Source organism: Rhizobium indicum, from assembly GCF_005862305.2.
Lineage (GTDB): Bacteria > Pseudomonadota > Alphaproteobacteria > Rhizobiales > Rhizobiaceae > Rhizobium > Rhizobium indicum.
The window spans coordinates 1,424,468-1,442,220 of sequence record NZ_CP054021.1; the positions used below are offsets into that span (position 1 = coordinate 1,424,468).

The following is a 17,753-nucleotide window of genomic DNA, read 5'->3' on the forward strand; positions in this document are numbered from 1 at the left end:
CAATGGCCTTCAGAAGCGGCTAGCCTCGGTCCGCTCATCGGATTTGGGGTTGAAGATGGCTGCTGAACCGCGAGTGGGATGCTGGCGCCCCAAGACGGCAACGAAGGCTCATGAGTTGTCAGGGAACACTGCGCTTGCCGCCGAAGATCGACGGCAGGAAGCCGGGAAACTTCGCCGGCGGAGTTGAAGGCGCGCCCATCGGCCCGGCGGGAGTCTCGGCCCTCCCCGCCCGCTGCTCCTCATTCTGCTGCCTGATATCCAGCCCGCCCATCAGCGCCTGCGCAAGCCGCGCCGCGCCCTGCCATGGCGATTGGACCGGGCTCGTATCCATGCCCTGCTGCAACATCGCGTAGGCCAGCCGCTTGCGCTGGTCGCTGACCTCGCCCTGTGTCTTGCCTGTATCGCCGCCGAAGATATATGCCATCAGCCCACCGCCCTTCCGTAATCGACGCGGTCGAAACCGTCTGCGTGTTCGAACACCGCGTCCGGATGCATCGTGCGCACATCGTCGGACATCAGGCCGATCTGGGTCGGGCCGCCCTCCTTGTACCGGAAGGCATAGACCGCCAGGCCGTTATCCAGCGTGCCGACGCGTTTGATGTTTTCCTTCAGCCGACGGTCGGATTTCGCCCAGCCGCCGAGCAGCGAGCCGCCAAGACCAAACAGACCGCCCATTGCGGCGTTCGACTGGGCGAGCTGCTGGTTGTAGAGACCCATCTTCTGATTGAAATTCTCGTTGATCAGCCCAGCCTGATCCACAGTCGGCAGTTGCGTCGTCGGCGTGTTGACATAGCTCGGCTGGTGGACCTGCGAGCCCGACATCAGTGCCGAAATCTCGTTCAGCGGCTGGTTTCGTTCGGTCAGGATCGAGTTCTGGGCATTCGAATACATGTCGCCGAGATACTGGTCGGATGCGGCCTGCTTGCGCGTCGAAAAATCGCTCAGCGCATTGTCATAGGCGGCCGAGCCCATCGAGATGCCCTTGTCGGCAAGGCTCTGATCGAGGCTCGCCTGATCGCGGTCCCACTGGTTGTTGAAGCCGGACCGCCAATGATCGTTGACATATTTGTCGACATTGCCGGCGCTGAGATCGACATTGGTGCCGAGCACGCCCGAAATCTTGCCGGTCTGGTCGTTGGCGAGCTTGGCAAGGCCGAGCTGCGTCTGCTGCGTCTGGTCGTAGATCGCCTGGTTCCCGGGCGAATAGGTCTGATAGGCCGAATAGGTGGGCAGCCGATAGGTCTTACCGTTCTGGTCGGTCATCGTCTGGTAGCCGCTGACCTTGTATTCCAGCGAACCATCCGGCGTGTATTGGTTGGTGTGGCTGAGCCCCGCATTGGCAATAGCGGTGTCGACGTTGGTGGCCGTCTGCGCCGCTGCGGTCTGTGTCGGATCAGGCGCCTTTGGGGCCTTCGGCGTGGAGACCATAGGGAAAATCCTCTTTCATGATTGCGTAAAGCAGCGCGTCGCAGTCGCCGAAATAGGCCTGCTGGCGACCTTCCAGGCGTGCGCCGAGTCTTGCCAGAACCTGCTGGGATTCGGCATTGTCGGCGCGGGTTCTTGCGGTTGCGCGGCGGCAGCCGAGCTGATGCACGACATAGCGAAAGACCGATCGCATCAGCGTCAGCGTCAGCCGGTCGGCGGCCAGCGAAACTTCGACGTCATGCTCGGTCCAGACGTTGAAAACGAAGCCGGCGATGATCCGGCCGCGGTCGATATGGGCGAGCGTCGTGTAAGGCGGGTGAAAGGCCACACCGATCCTGTTGCCGACCCAGGCCGCGATCTGCTCGCGCGGTTCGGAGACGATCAAATCGGCGCGCCCTTTTCGTAAAGCACCGAGCCGCCGACCACGGCCGCCTCGGAGACCGAGCCGGACGAACCCGAGATCAGCGCCCGGATCGTCGGCGCCAAGGCCGAGCCCGCGCCGCCGGCGGAGGCGAATTTACGGACGAGCGAAATGCCGGGGAATTTCGCGACACCCCAGACCGCCGTTCCCCACTTCGCCGCCGCATTGTTTTCGACCGACGACAGAAGGGCTGTCGGAATCTTGGTCTGATAGTCCACCGAGATCCCGGCATACATCAGCGTCGACACCCCGATCTGCGCCGTCACCCCGATCAGCTTCGAGAGCTTGGTCGAGAGCCCGTCGCCATAGCGGCTCCAGGCGCCGACCATCAGCGCGTCGATCGCCACGCCATTGTCGTTGGCGCCGACCTCGGCCTCATAAACCGTGCCGTCGCCCGCGCCGAAGAACAGCCGGTCCTGCCAGGTCGCCCAGCAGGAGGCCGGCATGCCGACGAAGCGGCACCAGGCCCCAGTTTCGGTGTTCATCACATATTGATAGGGACCGAAGGAGGACGGCAGATTGACGATCGCCATCTGCCTGGCCGGGAAGCTCGAAAGCTGCCACTCCTCAGAGGTCGTGCCGGTCGCCGCAACGGTCTCGCGCCAGGTCGGGCCGATCTTGGCGGTGATCGCGCCGAGACTGGTGGCACCGCGATCGAGCTGCACGGCCTTGGTGATCGGCACGATGCCGTCGGTGGTCATGATCGCCAGATCGGCGCCGACCGACAGCAGGCATCGATCGGTGCCGAGCGGCCGGCCGAGCTTGAAGGTGCCGATCAGGCCCCAATTGGAAGCACTCGAGGGATCGGAACCCTGGAAAACGATCACCTCGCCTTCTGAGGAGATCAGCACCAGGCACTGCTGCAGGCCTGTCGAAACAGGGATGGTCCAGACGTTGATCGCAATCAGCGTGCCGCCATATTTCATGTTGCCGCCGACCGGCAGCACCGTCGCCGTGCCGCTGACGGCATCGGTGGCGAGATACCAGACATTGGTCGAATTCTTCTCGATGAACCAGAGACGCGAACGATAGGCGGTGACGGCGATCAGCAGCGAGGCGTCCGGAATGCCCGTAATCATCGTCGAGGGAACGTAAGCTGTGGCGACCGCGCCCGTCTCAAGCTGCGCATTGGTGACCGTTCCCGAGACGGTGACGACAAGCGTGCCGGCCGCCGGCGTGAAGGTGAGCGTCACCCGGTTGGCGACGCCCGTGCCGTTCAGCGTGCCGGTGAAGGCGCCGGAAAGGGTGACCGAGCCGGTGCCGAAGAAGCTCAGCGTATAGGGCGTGTTCCTGACGGCGACGTTCTGGGTGGCGAGCGTTGCCGTGCCCACCAGAAAATTATTCGTCCAGGTGGTACCGTTGAAGAGCAGCGGCGTGTCGAGGCCGTTGACGAGGCGCAAAAACTCCTGGCCGGCCGGGTTGGTATATTGCTGCACCGACCAGTGGGCGCTGGCCATGCCGGAGACGACGGGCGCACCGGCGGCGCCACCCGCCGTGACGTCGAAGATCTTGTCTCCGGCGGCGGCAAACAGCCTGTTGCCGACGCCCGAATAGGCAATGACCGTCTGCACATCGGCGCCAAGCCCGGTGGCGAAAGCGAGGAAGCCATAGCGGGCGCGCACCCGGTTTGCTTCGGGAAAGAAATTGTCGAGCTGAAACGCCGCATCGGCGGGCATATCCGCCATCTCGACATCGGTTCGCCAGCCGCCGATCGGCGCGATCCAGTCTTTGCCTGGTGAAACGCGGCCGGTGCGCCCATTTTGAGGGACAGGTCTGCGGGTCATGGGTTGGACACCGTGATCGTGCCGGGCCAATAATTCTCAGGCGCCTGCCCCCTGCCCGGCAGCGAGAGGTCGACGGGCGCTGCGGCGCGATCGGCGCCGATCGCGGCTTCCTTGGATCGCTCGAAACTGGCGATCTCCTCGCCATAATCGAGGCCCTTGGCCCGCTTCCAGCGCCAGATCAGCGAAAGTTCGAGAAGGTCTTCGGGAAAACGGGCCGTATCGGTATCGTTCGCCCAATTGGCGGCATAGGTCGCCTCGCCGTTCAGCGCCACCCAGAAGCCGGAAATATACTCGTAAGCCATCGTCTCGCCTGCAGCGTTCGGGTGGATGTCGAGCCTGCCGCCGGCCATGCGCCAGATCTGCGGCACCGGGTTCGAATTGATGATCCTGTTGCGCTGCCAGGTCTGCGGCTCCACCGGGCCATTCAGCTGCCAGAGGCGCGAGGCATTCCAGACCTTCGAATTGGCGGCGAAACGGTCCCAGTCAGCGGGCGGCTCGGCCGGTTCCGGGTTGGCGCCCGTCGTTGTGAATTGCCGCTGCACCATCAGCGTCGACCAGTCATGCTCGCGCATCAGGTCGCGGCCGGCTCGGGTGGAGAGGATGCGCAGCTGCATGATCTGCGGATCCGCCGAGGACATGACAGCCGTCGGCGGATCGAGGTCGATTTCCGCGCAGACATTCTGAATGATGGTCAAGAGCGACATGCGCGGGATCTCCGGTTCAGGCGGCGACGCGGCCGCGGGATTTGGCCCCGCCTTGACGTTCGTTTTCGAGAGTCTCGAAGCGGGAAGCCATCTCCCTCATCTGCTCCTGCAGGCGGGTGACCTCGCCCTTCAGCCGCTCGTTTTCGGCGGCAAAGGCCGAGGCAGCACTCGAATTCTCGGCGGTGGCCAGATAGGCCCGGGCGGCGGCGACGAGCTCGTTTGCCCCCATGCCGATCTTCTGCTTGACGGTGTCGGAGAGGGCGGCGAGCTGCTCGACGGTATAGATGTTGACCGCTTCCAGCTCCTTGATCTGGCTGGGCTTGAGATAGGGCCATTGCGCCAGCGGCGTGCCGGTCAGCTGCTCGCGGGCGGCAGCGCCTTCCTTGAAACGCTTATAGGCATCGGAAAAGCGCTGTTTGTCATTGTCGGTCACCTCGCGATAGACTTCGGTGTGCTTGTCGCCGGAGATGAAGATGCGAACGAATTCCTTGTCGGCGAAAATCGGCCGGCCCTCCTTCTCCGTCAGAAAGGTCTGTTCGACCGGTTCGAGGCTGAAAGAGGCATAAATTCCGGTGTTGCTGTCGGGCATGGTGTTGTCTCGCTGTTGATGGCGGGGAAATGGGAACGGGCGTCGAAGCGCCTCGGGCGTGATTGGTGACAAACAATACTCGGCGTCGTCATCGACGCAGGAGATCGCCGACTGCCCCTCATCCGGCTGCCGCCACCTTCTCCCCGCAGGCGGGGAGAAGGGGATATGCCGCGCCGGCTTCGTCAATCTCGACGTTGCGTTTGGCACGTCCCCTCTCCCCGTTTTTACGGGGAGAGGGTTAGGGTGAGGGGCAGCCATCGGCACGAACTGGATGAGGGGCAGGCCGCGTATGGAGAGGTCGACGAAACGGGCGCCAAAGCGCCCGTCGATGTTAGTTCACCTTCGACAGGAACGGACGCATCAGCGTCGCCTCGAGCACGCCCGTCGCCGTGATGGTGATGCCGGTACCGTTAGCGGTGGCGTTGGCCGAGAGGGTGATGCTCTGGACGACGCCGCTCGGGCTGTAGGTGATGACCGAGATGGTCGTGCCGCCGGCAATCCCGGTGCCCGAGACGGCCGCGCCGATGAACGGACCGGAACCGGCATTCAGACCGGAAAGGCTCGTCAGCAGGTTGGAACCGTTGACGGTAGTTGCCGTGAACGTCTGGTTGGCCGCCGCGAAGTTGACGTTGGCGATGGCCTTGGTGGTTGCCGTGGCGGATGCGGGGGCGCTCGCCTGGCCTGCGGTGGTGGTGGTTTCGGCAACGACGAGGGCCGCCGTTGCGGTTGCGACCAATGCCGGAGCCTGGCCATTGCGCTGCAGCCAGACGTAATAGGTGCCCGGTGCAAGGGTGATGGCACCGATCGGGCCACCCGTGAGGGTCGGCGGCTGGGCGGCGCCCGAGAAGACGCCGCAGCGCTGGCCGACGACGGCAGCCGCCGTGGTCAGCAGCGAGGCGACATAATCCCGGGTCCACTGGAACCATTGGCCGGGCTGAAGGGTCGTCTGCGAGGCCAGCACGAGCTGGCAATAGACCCATTCGGATTCGCGGTCTCCGCCGGCGACAGCGCCGAGGGAGAAGTTCGGGCCCGGAATACCGGAGCCGGAAACGATCGGGCCTTCGACGACGAACGGGTTCGCGCCAAGACGATCGGACTGGATTGTTGCGACCGACATTTGCTTTTCCTTTCGTTGACGATCAGGCGAACAACACGCCCTGCAGGAAGGCGTTGTTCATGGTGAGGTTGCCGGCGAAGCCCATGAGCTGCACGAAGGCATCCTGGTTGGTGTTCATGCGCTCGTCGCCGATCGGCGCCATGTCGCGGTCGCGGTGCGGGCGGTAGAACAGATACTTGGTGTTCAGGAAGAACATCTGGTTGAGAGGCGCACCGCCGCCGAAGCCGCCGTCGAAGATCACGTCGGCGCCCATGTACTGCAGCGACTGGAAGCCGGCCATGCCCTTGTCCGCCGAGGTGATGCGCTGGATTGCCTGCAGCGATTCCCAGTAGAGGCGGAAGAAGTTGTTGTCGGCGACGACCAGATCAGGCGCGTCGGAGCCGCGAACGCAGGACATGTAGAGCCGGTTCATGTAGCTCTGGATGTTGGCATTCGAGGCCGCGGCACCACCATCGGCCGAGGCCGAGAATTTCTGGTTGCGCCAGAAACCCCAGGTGGCGCGCGAAATGCCGCCGACGGTGCCTGATGTCGGCGAGGTCGAGACCAGCAGCTGCAACCCGCCGATCTGACGCCCGCCATCGGCCGTGCCATCGGAATAGCAGTCGAGCGCGATATTGTTCTTCAGGGTCGTTTCGGCATTCTCGATGCGCTGCTCGAGCAGATCGAGGATCGCATCCTCGCCTGAGTTCTGCAGCTGTTCGAGGCCCGACATGGAGACGGCGACCGCGGCCTGCTTGAGGTCGTATTCGGCAGCGGTGATGACGTCGGAGGGTTGCACATTCAGGATATCGTAGCCGGAATAGCGCTTGAAGGTGCTGTTTTCCTGGTACTGCAGTTCCTGGACGATGGTGCGGCCGCCGGAGATGGGCTTCTTGCGGCCACGGCTGTTCAGACGGGTGAGAAGACCGTTGTTCTTCGTCACGTCGTCGGCGACCGTGCCGCTGCGGTTGCGCAGCGTCGTGGTCACGATTTCAGAGAGGTTGGGCGAGATGGGCATTGATCATTCCTTTTGATCAGACTTGCCCGCGCGAAAAACGCATGGCGTCGCGCAGCGAGTCTCGGATGGAAGTGGGCTGGCCTCTTGCCGCATCGCGGGTCGGGCCCGGCGCGGAAGATCCAGAGATGGATCGCGAGGCGCGGCGGGCTTGATCTGCCGCTGCTGCCCTCTGGGCTTGCTGCTGGTGGACGGGTGCCGGCGCAGTCTGGCTGATCAACTGCTGGCGAATGTCCGGGCGCATCCAGCATGCGGCGTCGTAGGCGTCCTGAAGCGATGATGCCCGCCCTGCGTTGATAAGGGCGATCATGTCATCAAGTACGTCATCGGCGTGCGCGTTTGCCGGGTCGGAAAGGAAGGCATCGACTTGAGTTTCGGTGTCCCTTTTCCGCAAAACATGTTCGACCGTCGCCTCGACGTTGACGGGTCGAGGCTGCGGTCCGCCTTGCTGTAGTCCGGCCTGCTGCGAACTCCGCTGCAGGACCTGATCCGTCTGGCCATTGACCAGGGCATGAAGGTTGACCCCGGCCATCCTGGCGACGTGAACGACGGTGTTGACGGGGTCGTGGATGAGCGCCTTTTCCCAGTCGATCGCTCGGCGCATGACATCGGCATGGGTCATGCCGGCCTGGCGGATGAGCGGCGTGAACTCTTCGAGCCCCTTGTAATCCTGCAGGACGCGGAAGCCGTTATCGACCTCCTGTTCCCGCTTGGTGATGGCCGCCTGCACTTCCCCGGGAAGGGTCGCGAATTGCGCCTTGGCTTCCGCCGACCAGCCGGGCGGAACCCGGCCGCCGATCCCTGCCGGCTGCTCCCGGGTCTGCATCTGGCTCTGTGCTTGCGGCGTCTGCTGAGCGGCATTTACCGCGGGCGACGGCCCTGCCCTCGCCGCTGTGGCGGCCTGCTCCTGCCCCTTGGCCAGGAAGCGGCCGTTTTCCCCGTCGCGCGGCTGGCCGGCGATATCGCCCGGTCCATTGCCTTCGACGGTGTCGATCGCCGCCTTCAGGCTGTCGCGGATGCTGACCGGCTGCTCGTCGAACGCGCCAAAATCTTCGCTGCCGTTGCCGGCCTCGTTCAGGTCTTCCATATCCATGTCGGAAAGTTCCTTTGTCGGGGGTTGATGCCCGTTCAGGCGTTGTATTCGGCGTGAACTCGCCGCAATTCATTGCGGATCGCCTTTCGATCCGCTTTCGGCTTCTCGATCGGCTGTGGCTTTTCGTTGCCGATCTCGACCACGCCGGCCGCCCGGTAGGCGGAGCGCAGCTTGGCTTTCGAGGTGTAATGCCTGCCGTCATGCATCGACTGGATATCGATGCTGTCACTGACGAAATGCGGCGCCGGCAGATCCGACTGCGCCGAGTTTTGCGCCGGCATGCAGTTGTGCGGCCATTTATCGAGCGCGTGCCAGCCACCGCAGACGCGGCAATAGCGTTCTCTCATCTTTCACTCCGTTCACTGATAGGCGGGCTGCTGCGCCTGGAACTGCTGCAAGCCCTGCGCCGCCGCCTCGCCGCGCGCCTGTTCGACCACGGCGCGATGCTCGATCTCGGCTTGCGCCACACCAAGCTCGGCTTTCCGCTGTTCCGCACCCGCCTTCACCTCAGCCGTTTTCAGCTTGATCATCTGCTCGGCCGGCGGCTCCGGTGGCGGTTTTGGCGCGGTGGCGGCCTCGGAGAGCTGGGCGCCGACTTGTTCCAGCGTGCTTTCGAGTTGGCGACCGGCCCTGAAGCCGCGGGCGGCAAAGAGCAGCGTCTCGACCATCACGGGCACCAGCATCGGGTTCTGCTGCGCCATGGCGCCGGCCTGCTGCAGGAAGCCGCCGATCATCTGCACGAATTCCATGCGGCGCTGCTTTTCGGCGTCTTCGTCGGGCTCGATCGTCGAATCCGTTTCGATGTCGATCTGGAAGCCGCGAATGCTGTCATTGCGGAGCAACTGCACGACCTCGTCGATCGTCGGCTGCTGCATCATCTGCTCAAGCTGCGGCGGCATCTGCGGCGGCGGCGGTGCGGGCTGGCCCGTCTGCTCTGCACGCATTGCCGCCTGCTGTGCCGCCATCTGCATCTGCTGCATCTGCATTTGGACCTGCTGCTTTTCGGCCATGGTGGGAAGCTTGATGCCGCTGACGAGCATCAGCGTTTCCGGCTGGAACTGGTCGCAGATGATTTCGCCGGCAAGGCGGATGATGTCACGGGCGAAGCGGGCAAGCTCCGACTGGCGGTCGCGGATGCGGATCGAGCCCCACTGGCTCTTGATGCGCTGCGCCGTTGCCGTCTCCGACGCCTGGGTGTCGCCGCGGACGATGTCGGAGATGCCGGTGATCTGATAGACATCCTCGATCAGCTGCTTGCGGGCCTGGATGCAGGCGATGATGACCTTCTGCACCTCGTCGATCGGCAGCGTCACGATCGCCTTCGAGCCGCCCTTGTCGGTGAAGGCAGCCCATTCCGGGATCGGCACCATAACTGTATCGTTTTCCGGCCGCATCGCCTTCTCGATCGCCGGCGAGATCGCGCCGTCGCCGGAGGGATAAAACACTTTCAGGCGCAGCTGATCGGTCAGCTTGTTGACGCGCTTCGTTAACAGATCGATCTCGTCGCATTGCTGCTGATAATAGACATAGTCGGGAACCGGGATGAGCGAGCTGGTCGACATCGTGCCATAGGCCGGGCGCGGGCAGGGCCAGAAATGCGTCAGATCGAGCGGCGGCTCCGACACTTCGAGCGCCACCGGCGCGCCGTCGGCGATCCACAGCGTATAGTTTTCGCTCTTGCACCAGATCTCCCAGACATGGGTCTTGCCCTCGTTCTCGGCGCGCTCCGTCTGATTGGTGCCCTTGTTGCTGCCGGCACCTTGCGCCTGGAGCGATGTCATGGCGTCAGGGCCGAACCGCTTCTCCATTTCCTCGTCAGTCATCGGCACGCGCCGCGCCACCCATGTCACATCCTTCCAGCGCCGCGCCGGCGAATGCAGGAAATCCGACCAGTGGACATAGTCGATGCAGACACGCTCGTCGCTGATTGCCTCCGGCGGAACGCCATTCTCGCCCATGCCACCGGGCAAGCCGCCTGGGAAGCCACCGGGGAGACCCTCGGGAAAGCCCCCATTGGCCGGCGGGTCGGAAGGCTCGACGCCCATGTCGAGCGGCTCGAAATCGGCCTCATAGCGCAGCCACACCGTGCCGCGGGCGCAGAGCAGGAAATCGTCGCGCACCGCCCGCATGATGGAATCGATATCGGCTTCGTCGCCCATATAGGCGAGATTGCGTTCGACGAGCTCGGAGGCCATGCGCGCCACCGGCTGCGCATCCTTGAAGCGGCGCTCGACGACGGGCTGCGGCACCCGGGCATAGACGGCCGGCTGCAGCACAGAGGTGTTTGCCCACAGCATCGGAAACCTTCGCTTGGCCGCATTCGTCTGGTCCGACTGCTGGTCGAGATAAATCTTCTCGATCTTGACGCAGCGGTCATGCCAGGACTTGAAATAGCGCTGAGCGCGCTCGAGCTCCTGCTGCCAACGGGCGCCGACCTTTGCCAGGTCCCATTGCTGCCCGCCCTCCAAAGCCGTTGTTTCATCTTCCATCAAACACGCTCGCTATATGCAGGGGTGGAATCGGCAAATTCGTTGAATGTCATCGTCTGGAAGGTCGGCAGCGCCTTGGCCTGCGGCTTCAGCGGTTCCGGCGCCAGGCCGGTGAAAATGATCGCCAGCCCGCCGAAAGCATCGGCGCCGTGCGAGGCCCAGTTGTGCAGGGGCTCGTCGCGGAAGACGCTCAAATCCTCGTCCCAGTCCTTGCGGTAGTTCCTCAGGCATTTGATGCCCTGGATGCAGCCGGCCTGATCGAACTCGATCTTTGCCAGAATGCGCCTGGTGCCGTTGATCCGGTCATGGACATAGGCGCGCTCGATCTTGCGGACGGTGCCGAGACCGCGGGCCTTGACCTCTCTCAGCATGACTTCGATGCGGGTCATGCCGCCGCGTGTCCATTCCCTGACCTTGATGTCATGCGGCATGTTGTGGACGCAGTAGACATAGCCATGCTCGGCGCCGCGCCGCTCCAGCTCGGCGAGCATGCCATCCATGCCGGTGCCGGTATGCTCGAAATAACCGATCATCCTGACCCTGCCGGGCAGCACCTGAAACAGCCAGACGCTGTTGGTGTCATCCATGCCGATGTCGGAAATGGTATGGACGGGATAGCCTTCCACATGCGGGAAAACCCCGATGCGCTCTTCGGCATCGGCCACCGCCATCTGGTCGGCGTAATAGGCGCCCTCGACGCTCGCTTCGAACGCTTCGGCCGGCGTCGAGGGATATTCGCGCTTCATGTCGCCGAGCTGGGTTTCGGCCTTCTTGACGTACCAGGCCTTCTGCCCGTCCGTCAGCGTGATGCCCTGATCGGCCAGATTGCGGAAATATTTTGCGAAAGCATCGGTGATGATGACGCCTTGGGGCGCGATTGCATATTGCGGCTCCTTCCACCAAGGGAAGAAATGGAATTTGAAATCGAGTTCCGTCAGCTTCGCCGCCTGGCGTTGCTTGACCTGGCCATCTTCGCAGAGCGTGTAGAAATGCCCTTCCTGGCCTTCCGCCGTGCTTTCGACGAAGACCAGCTGACCGGCCTGCACTGTGTTCAGCGCGCCGGTGCGGACTTCCCTCGCCTTGTCGGGATATTTCGCGCAAAGCTTTCCATATTCGGAAATATGCAGATATTGCAGCGTACCAGAGCGCAGCGAGGTGCCGACACGAATGCTCGAATTATTGCCAAGCAGCAGTTCGGTCTGGTTGGCTCTGACGACAGGCACGGCGTTGCGGATACCATCAGGCAGATTGTCATAGGGATATTTGATCTTGTCCCGGAAGATCGTCTGCACGTCGCCCAGCGTATGGGCGATGGTGCCGGCCCTTATATCCCGGTTGAAGACGCAGGCATCGAGCATGAAGATCTGAATGAAGGTCGTGAGGCCGAGCTGGCGGGCTTTCAGCAGCACATTGAGGTAATGCATCTCTTCGAAAAAGGTCATCTGCGTCCAGTTCATTTCGAACCTGACGCGTTTGCCCGATTTGTCGGTGATCCAATAAAGGTTGTTGAGACGCCAGCGCCAGTCGGAAAACTGGTCAATTGCCGTTTGGAAGTCCGCGCGTCTTGCCATTGATATCTTCCAGCAATTGCGAAACCTCGCCGGTCACGGCGCCCTGGTCGGGCTCGACCTTGGAACCGTATTTCTTCGGCCTCAGCTTCTCGGCGACCCACTGCCGGGTGGCGATGCGGAGCTGCGAACGCCTTATGGCCTCGCCATTCTCCTGCCAGCCGGTGGTCTCGCCGCTCGCATTCTTCTTTTCGATCCAGTCGTTTGCGCGGTCATCGGCAATCTCGACCATCTCGTCGACAAAGCCGTCCGCCTGGATCTCGCGCGCCAGGGCATATTTGACCCGAAAACCGGCCTTGTTCTCATCGGCTAGCCAGGAGAGCACGCTCGACATCGCCGGCATCTCTTCATCCCGACAAATCGACCGGAGGCTTTCCCTGTCGGCGATGCGCTCGCAAATCCTGTCGGCAATCGCCTGGGTGAACTTCGTCGGTCTGCCCATATGGCCCGCCTTCTGGAGGGTTCTAGAACAGTGCGACGATATTGGAGGCCGTAGTCCCGGTCAGCGCCACAATGGCAGCGTGAACCGGCAGGATCGTCCCGGCCGGCACGTTTCTGAAGATGACAGGATCCATGTCCCGGCGCGGCGCAATGGCAACATCGCCCGCCGTGCCGATATAAAGCGCGCGCGCACCGACGATGGCAGTATCGTTCGGAGTCACCACTGCCGCCCGCGAGGCCGGAGCAATCGAAGGGTCCATTACAGTTCTCCTTGTGAGAGGCGAGCGCTACCCGGCCCGATCCCAATGTGATCGAAGATGAGAGGTCAGGCGGAAGAAGATGGGGGATCAATGATGATCTGGGGAAGCTGGCCGGACGGTGGCAGACACACCGATCGGAGGGCGGCGCCGACTTGGTCGACATCACCGTCTGGATTCAAATTTCGCAGCTTGGATTTACGGTAGTCTTAACTGATTTGCCGGGGGGTGATCAAGGATTGATTGTAGGTCGCGGGTTGGTCTGGAATCTAGCCTGCCCGACCAAGCGGGCGTCAGAATGCCATCGGCCCTCTGGTGAGTTTGGCAAAACACACGCCCCATCCTCCGTCATCCCAGGCCTTGAGCCTGGGATCCATGCCCGCTGCTGATGGAGACCAGCGTGGATCCTCGGGTCAAGCCCGAGGAGGACGGAGCAAGGGGTGAGCTTTGTGGCAAACCCGCGATCGTCGCTCAGTGACGCTGGCCGGCTCTCAAGCCTTGGCGAATGGCGCGTACTATCGAAGGGTGCCGCCGACTTGGTCGACATTCCCTCTTGATTCAAATTTCGCAGCCTGGATTTACGGTAGCCATAACGGATGTGCCAGGGGGTGATCAAGGGCCGGTCGGGGTCGTGCGCAGTTCGTGCGCCGGTGGGGAGTTTGGCGGACGCTTCCCCAACCTCCGTCATCCCAGGCCTTGAGCCTGGGATCCATGCCCGCTGCCAATGGAGACCAGCGTGGATCCTCGGGTCAAGCCCTCGTTGGAATCGAACTCGGCAAATTGTGAAGAACGCTTGAGCTGGTTCACTCGCAAGCAGCATGTTAAGTTAGAGCCATTGCATATAGACAGGCCTTCAGCCGCATTCTCCAACGAGCTTATCTAGCGTTCGAAAGGCGTTGCATTCTCCTGTCTTCGCAGATCCTGCGGACAGCCGGGATGACCGCTCTCAGACGCCCAATCAACAAGCGCGTTCAGAAAAGGAAGCACCCTCATGGATGCCGACGGACCAATTACCACTCCGTTCACTCGCTTGCTCGGTATTCGCCACCCAATCGTATCGGCGCCGATGGGACGTGCCTCTCAACCGGAACTTGCCGCAGCAGTGACCAACGCCGGCGGCCTCGGCGGGCTTGGTTTCAGTTGGGACAGCCCGGAGCGCATCGAAGAGCTCGTTGGTGCCGTGCGGCAGCTTACCAATGACGGTCCCTTCCTCGCCAACTTCGCCCTTGAATGGGATCAGCACCAGCGGATGGATGCCGCGCTTTCGGCCGGCGCTCGGATCATCTCTTTCTTCTGGGGTGACATCGCGCCCTACGTGGATCGAGCAAAAGCCGCAGGTGCGCTGGTCGTCCACACCGTCGGAACTCCGGAAGAGGCGCGTCGATCGATTGATCTCGGTGTGGATATTCTGGTTGCGCAGGGCAATGAGGCCGGCGGGCACGTTTGGAGTCGGCTATCGACGATGGTGCTCGTACCGCTTGTGGCCGATGTCGCCGGCAAGGTGCCTGTTCTCGCCGCTGGTGGAATTGCCGATGGTCGAGGTCTTGCAGCGGCTCTCATGCTGGGCGCATCAGGCGTGTGGATCGGCACACGGTTTCTTGCCTCGACTGAAGCGGCCTGCCACGCCGATTACAAGCGCCGCCTCATCGAAGCTGCCGCGAGTGAGACGATCGAGACCACTCTTTTTGACGGGGGCTGGCCGGACGCACCGAGTCGCGTGCTGCGGAACCGCGCAGTCGAAGTATGGGAAGCGGCGGGGCGCCCCAAGTCGGGTTCGAGACCTGGGGAGGGCGAGGAGATCGGACGCACACCCGACGGCAAACCCGTACGGCGCTACTCGTTCCCCAGCCTGCTCAGCGGCGGTCAGGGGGATATCGACGACTTCGCCATTTACGCCGGCGAGTCCGTCGGACTGGTGCGTGAGATTCTACCGGCGTCTGCCATTGTCAGAGCCTTGGTCGAGGATGCGGCAGAGATCATGGCGCAGCGATCCGGGCATCGCAGTGGCCACTCGACAAAGAGCTGAAAGGCTGGAGTTCCTGTCGGAGGTGGCGGCTACGAACAAATCTCGCAGCCTGGATTTACGGTAGTCATAATGGATGTGCCAGGGGGTGATCAAGGGCTTTTGATCGCAGGTCATGCGCCGGTTTGAAGTCGACTCAACCCGGCCCAATCGGCGGCAGAACGCCTCGCCGCTTTGCGAGCCTTCAGGTCCGGCGTACAATGCGCAGGCTGTTGGTCAAACGGTGGAGAAGTTCAGTGAAAAACACGAGACTTTTTCTTTGCCTCGTCGCTTTTCTCAGCGTCACCTTCGCTGGAAACCCGGCTGATGCCGACGAACTGGTTCACTTCGAAAGCGCGCCCGTAAAGCTAAGCCCATTTCGAATAAGCAAGGCTAGAGAACAGGGAGAAATTCTTTCTCAACCGCAAGGTACGCCCCTGCTGGGATATCTATCCCGCCCCCGGGGTGATGGTCCCTTCCCGGCGGTTGTCGTCCTGCATGGATGCGAGGGTATGCGTCTGAGCGTCAAAGACCTTTGGCCAAAACGACTGGTCTCATGGGGCTACGTCGTGCTCGTCGTCGATAGCTTCACCACCCGCAACATCAAGGACACGTGTCAAAGCCATCTCCCCGATCGCGTCTTCGACGCCTATGGCGCTTTGGCTTTTCTATCGGAATCGAGCTTTGTCGATATCAGGCGCGTCGCCTTAATGGGCTTTTCAACCGGCGGCACGGCGACGCTGGAGGGAACAAAAATCGAAGGCAACGAACAGCTGATGGACCACAAATTCCAGGCAGCGGTTGCCTACTATCCCCGCTGCGCGGCAACTCAGGGCGATGCGACGGTGCCGATCCTGATTTTGACAGGCGAACGAGACAATTGGAGCCCGGCCGACCGATGCCGGAAGAGGCTTGCCAATCTGAGTGACGATAGCCCGCCCATCGAACTCAATATCTACAAGGGTACCTACCACGATTTCGATGCCCCGGAGTTTAAGGTGGGAAGGAAGGTGTTGGGGCACATCGAAAAATACAATCCGGACGCCGCCGAAAAGTCGATCCGCAGCGTTTACACATTCCTTCGAAACTACATCTCGAATTAAAACCCCGGCTCGGAGCGCGTCGCTGGCAATATGGTAAAACGCGCCCCTACCCTCCGTCATCCCAGGCCTCGAGCCTGGGATCCATGCTCGCCGCCCGCGGAGGCACTACCGCGAGAGCATGGCCTTCAGCCGCTGTTGCAAGACAGGAGGTTCGCTGGACATTCGAACCTGACCGAGCGCATAGCGCATAGCCGGCGTGAACGGCAGCCAATGTTGTAGACGGTCCAGCAAGTCTTCCGACATCATATCTTCGAGCGGGCCGGCGCCCAATTGGCCGAGCGCTTTTTCGTGGCGAGGCAATTGGGCTTGCTCGATAATAGCGAGCACTCGCTTCAAGACGATCTCGCTCGGATCATGCAGCAAAAGTGTCGTCCAATACCATTCGCCGGGATCTGCGAGATAGGCATCTACATAGGCATCAGCAGTAAGCGGTGGCTTTCCAACAGCCGTCATATCCGGCAGCCACGTCAGATCCGATGCGAGCGCGCTCCGGGTGAACGCGTCGACCGCTGGAGCGTCGGCGGTGTGTTTTCCCGAGCGCGGGTTGCTACGGTTCTTGGTCACTTTTGCGCCTTCTACGTCTGCGGCCTATTCTACGGTTTCTTGAGAACTGACGTCTCGACCCAAACATTCAACAGGTCTTTACCAACGACGACCACCGTCATCCACGTATTCTCACCCTCGATCAAATAGGCCATGCCGCTTTCCTTGCGGTCCTTCGTGACTGAACCCAACGAGGCTGCCGCGAGCCCAGCTTCGAAGGCTTCGAGCTCAGCGCTCGAACAACGCAGATCCTCGGAACGATCCGCCGCCAGGACGCCGAAATAGTCGAGTGAACAGGTGGCAGAAAAGAGGTTTCGGTATTCCCGATAAAACATGGCGAACCGCAGTCCGCTCGGCATCGTGTATTGCTCGCTGCCGGTTCGAGGCTCAGAGGTCGGGTTGACGGGAGAAGAAGGCGCTTCAACGGTCCAATCACCTCGATCGACGCCGTTGTGCAGGGCAGCCAGGCTTCGACCATTCAAGACGCAAAGCTTCAACGTATCATTGAGAGGGCATGCAACCGCCCCCTCCCCACTCAACAGGATCGCAATCACCAAAGCTGCAAAGAAACGCACTCGACTACCCCGAAAGTCATCACCATTAAACCACCGGCACCGTAGTTCAGATGCCGGAGAAAACAAGGCAATGGCGCCAGAGCATGATGCCGAAAGTGTGCGCGGTTTTCACGCGACGTCAGGCTCTCACTCTGCTCTAGGTTCAGGAGCTGTTGAGAGGCTCTAAGCCTTGCCCAGATGCTTCGGCCAGAATTGCTGATGGACTTCGGCGGCTTCTTCTTCGAGGTTCGTCGGGCCAACCACAGTGACGTTGCGTGCGCCGGTTTGCAACACCGCCCGGCTCGGTACGTTCAACCCGATCCCGGCGATCTCGCCAAGCCGTGTTTCGGAGCACGCAAACACCATGCGCCCGATGCCCGACCAGTAGATCGCCCCGGAGCACATCGCGCACGGCTCCGTGCTGGTGTAGAGCGTGCAGCCGGCGAGAAAAGCAGTGTCGTAGTGTTGTGCCGCCAGTTTCACCAGGTTCATCTCGGCGTGGTTGGTCATATCGTGGCCGGTGAAGACGCTGTTTTCGGCGCGCAGGATGACTTCGCCGTCCTTCACCAGCACCGAGCCAAACGGTTCGTCGCCGTTTTCGACCGCGGATTTCGAGAGTGCAATCGCCTCGCGTAAAAACGGCTCGTGGTTTTCCATCAGAGTCCCCTC

General features: G+C 62.0%; 19 protein-coding genes. 2 read left to right on the forward strand and 17 right to left on the reverse strand.

Annotated elements, in window-relative coordinates; translation table 11 throughout:
* Positions 1–118: 118 nt before the first annotated feature.
* From FFM53_RS07080 to FFM53_RS07145, 14 genes are all read right to left on the reverse strand, one after another.
* Complete coding sequence (locus tag FFM53_RS07080) at positions 119–424, reverse strand: hypothetical protein (protein ID WP_173883551.1); 306 nt, start codon at positions 422–424, stop codon at positions 119–121.
* Positions 424–1,428, reverse strand: a complete 1,005-nt coding sequence (locus tag FFM53_RS07085) for a tail fiber domain-containing protein (protein ID WP_138387836.1) — start codon at positions 1,426–1,428, stop codon at positions 424–426. The genes FFM53_RS07080 and FFM53_RS07085 overlap by 1 nt, the downstream gene beginning before the upstream one ends.
* Positions 1,394–1,810: a GNAT family N-acetyltransferase gene (locus tag FFM53_RS07090; RefSeq protein ID WP_138387837.1), complete on the reverse strand. Its 417-nt coding sequence runs from the start codon at positions 1,808–1,810 to the stop codon at positions 1,394–1,396. The genes FFM53_RS07085 and FFM53_RS07090 overlap by 35 nt, the downstream gene beginning before the upstream one ends.
* Positions 1,807–3,630: a hypothetical protein gene (locus FFM53_RS07095; protein ID WP_138387838.1), complete on the reverse strand. Its 1,824-nt coding sequence runs from the start codon at positions 3,628–3,630 to the stop codon at positions 1,807–1,809. Before FFM53_RS07095 ends, FFM53_RS07090 begins: the two co-directional genes overlap by 4 nt.
* Positions 3,627–4,334 carry a phage adaptor protein gene (locus FFM53_RS07100; protein WP_138387839.1) on the reverse strand — a complete coding sequence of 236 codons (708 nt, stop codon included), beginning with the start codon at positions 4,332–4,334 and terminating at the stop codon, positions 3,627–3,629. Before FFM53_RS07100 ends, FFM53_RS07095 begins: the two co-directional genes overlap by 4 nt.
* A gap of 16 nt (positions 4,335–4,350) precedes the next feature.
* A complete protein-coding gene (locus tag FFM53_RS07105) occupies positions 4,351–4,923 on the reverse strand; it encodes a hypothetical protein (RefSeq protein WP_138388029.1) in 573 nt (190 codons plus the stop codon).
* Positions 4,924–5,254: 331 nt separating this feature from the next.
* The gene (locus FFM53_RS07110; protein WP_138387840.1) at positions 5,255–6,040 is read right to left on the reverse strand and encodes a hypothetical protein; all 786 of its coding nucleotides are present in this window, start codon (positions 6,038–6,040) and stop codon (positions 5,255–5,257) included.
* 22 nt (positions 6,041–6,062) lie between these two features.
* Entirely contained in the window at positions 6,063–7,037 is a 975-nt protein-coding gene (locus FFM53_RS07115) for a phage major capsid protein (RefSeq protein ID WP_018068848.1), read from the reverse strand.
* Between the two features lie 16 nt (positions 7,038–7,053).
* The gene (locus tag FFM53_RS07120; RefSeq protein ID WP_138387841.1) at positions 7,054–8,127 is read right to left on the reverse strand and encodes a hypothetical protein; all 1,074 of its coding nucleotides are present in this window, start codon (positions 8,125–8,127) and stop codon (positions 7,054–7,056) included.
* Between the two features lie 35 nt (positions 8,128–8,162).
* The gene (locus FFM53_RS07125; protein WP_138387842.1) at positions 8,163–8,474 is read right to left on the reverse strand and encodes a hypothetical protein; all 312 of its coding nucleotides are present in this window, start codon (positions 8,472–8,474) and stop codon (positions 8,163–8,165) included.
* Between the two features lie 12 nt (positions 8,475–8,486).
* The gene (locus tag FFM53_RS07130) at positions 8,487–10,616 is read right to left on the reverse strand and encodes a hypothetical protein (protein ID WP_138387843.1); all 2,130 of its coding nucleotides are present in this window, start codon (positions 10,614–10,616) and stop codon (positions 8,487–8,489) included.
* Positions 10,616–12,187, reverse strand: coding sequence for a terminase (locus FFM53_RS07135; RefSeq protein ID WP_138387844.1), 1,572 nt, complete (start codon positions 12,185–12,187; stop codon positions 10,616–10,618). The genes FFM53_RS07130 and FFM53_RS07135 overlap by 1 nt, the downstream gene beginning before the upstream one ends.
* The gene (locus FFM53_RS07140) at positions 12,153–12,626 is read right to left on the reverse strand and encodes a terminase small subunit-like protein (protein WP_138387845.1); all 474 of its coding nucleotides are present in this window, start codon (positions 12,624–12,626) and stop codon (positions 12,153–12,155) included. Before FFM53_RS07140 ends, FFM53_RS07135 begins: the two co-directional genes overlap by 35 nt.
* 22 nt (positions 12,627–12,648) lie before the next feature.
* The gene (locus FFM53_RS07145; RefSeq protein WP_003546281.1) at positions 12,649–12,885 is read right to left on the reverse strand and encodes a spike base protein, RCAP_Rcc01079 family; all 237 of its coding nucleotides are present in this window, start codon (positions 12,883–12,885) and stop codon (positions 12,649–12,651) included.
* A gap of 988 nt (positions 12,886–13,873) precedes the next feature.
* Between FFM53_RS07145 and FFM53_RS07150 the strand changes: the two genes are divergently transcribed.
* On the forward strand, positions 13,874–14,908 hold the full coding sequence (locus tag FFM53_RS07150; protein ID WP_138387846.1) for an NAD(P)H-dependent flavin oxidoreductase: 1,035 nt from the start codon (positions 13,874–13,876) through the stop codon (positions 14,906–14,908).
* A gap of 197 nt (positions 14,909–15,105) precedes the next feature.
* A complete protein-coding gene (locus FFM53_RS07155) occupies positions 15,106–15,987 on the forward strand; it encodes a dienelactone hydrolase family protein (RefSeq protein WP_138387847.1) in 882 nt (293 codons plus the stop codon).
* Between the two features lie 105 nt (positions 15,988–16,092).
* On the opposite strand, the gene FFM53_RS07160 is transcribed toward FFM53_RS07155, so the two are convergent.
* From FFM53_RS07160 to FFM53_RS07170, 3 genes are all read right to left on the reverse strand, one after another.
* Positions 16,093–16,551, reverse strand: coding sequence for a hypothetical protein (locus FFM53_RS07160; RefSeq protein ID WP_138387848.1), 459 nt, complete (start codon positions 16,549–16,551; stop codon positions 16,093–16,095).
* Between the two features lie 29 nt (positions 16,552–16,580).
* Complete coding sequence (locus FFM53_RS36245; RefSeq protein WP_246413107.1) at positions 16,581–17,105, reverse strand: hypothetical protein; 525 nt, start codon at positions 17,103–17,105, stop codon at positions 16,581–16,583.
* A 162-nt stretch (positions 17,106–17,267) separates the two neighbouring features.
* Complete coding sequence (locus FFM53_RS07170) at positions 17,268–17,741, reverse strand: nucleoside deaminase (RefSeq protein ID WP_138387849.1); 474 nt, start codon at positions 17,739–17,741, stop codon at positions 17,268–17,270.
* Positions 17,742–17,753: the final 12 nt, after the last annotated feature.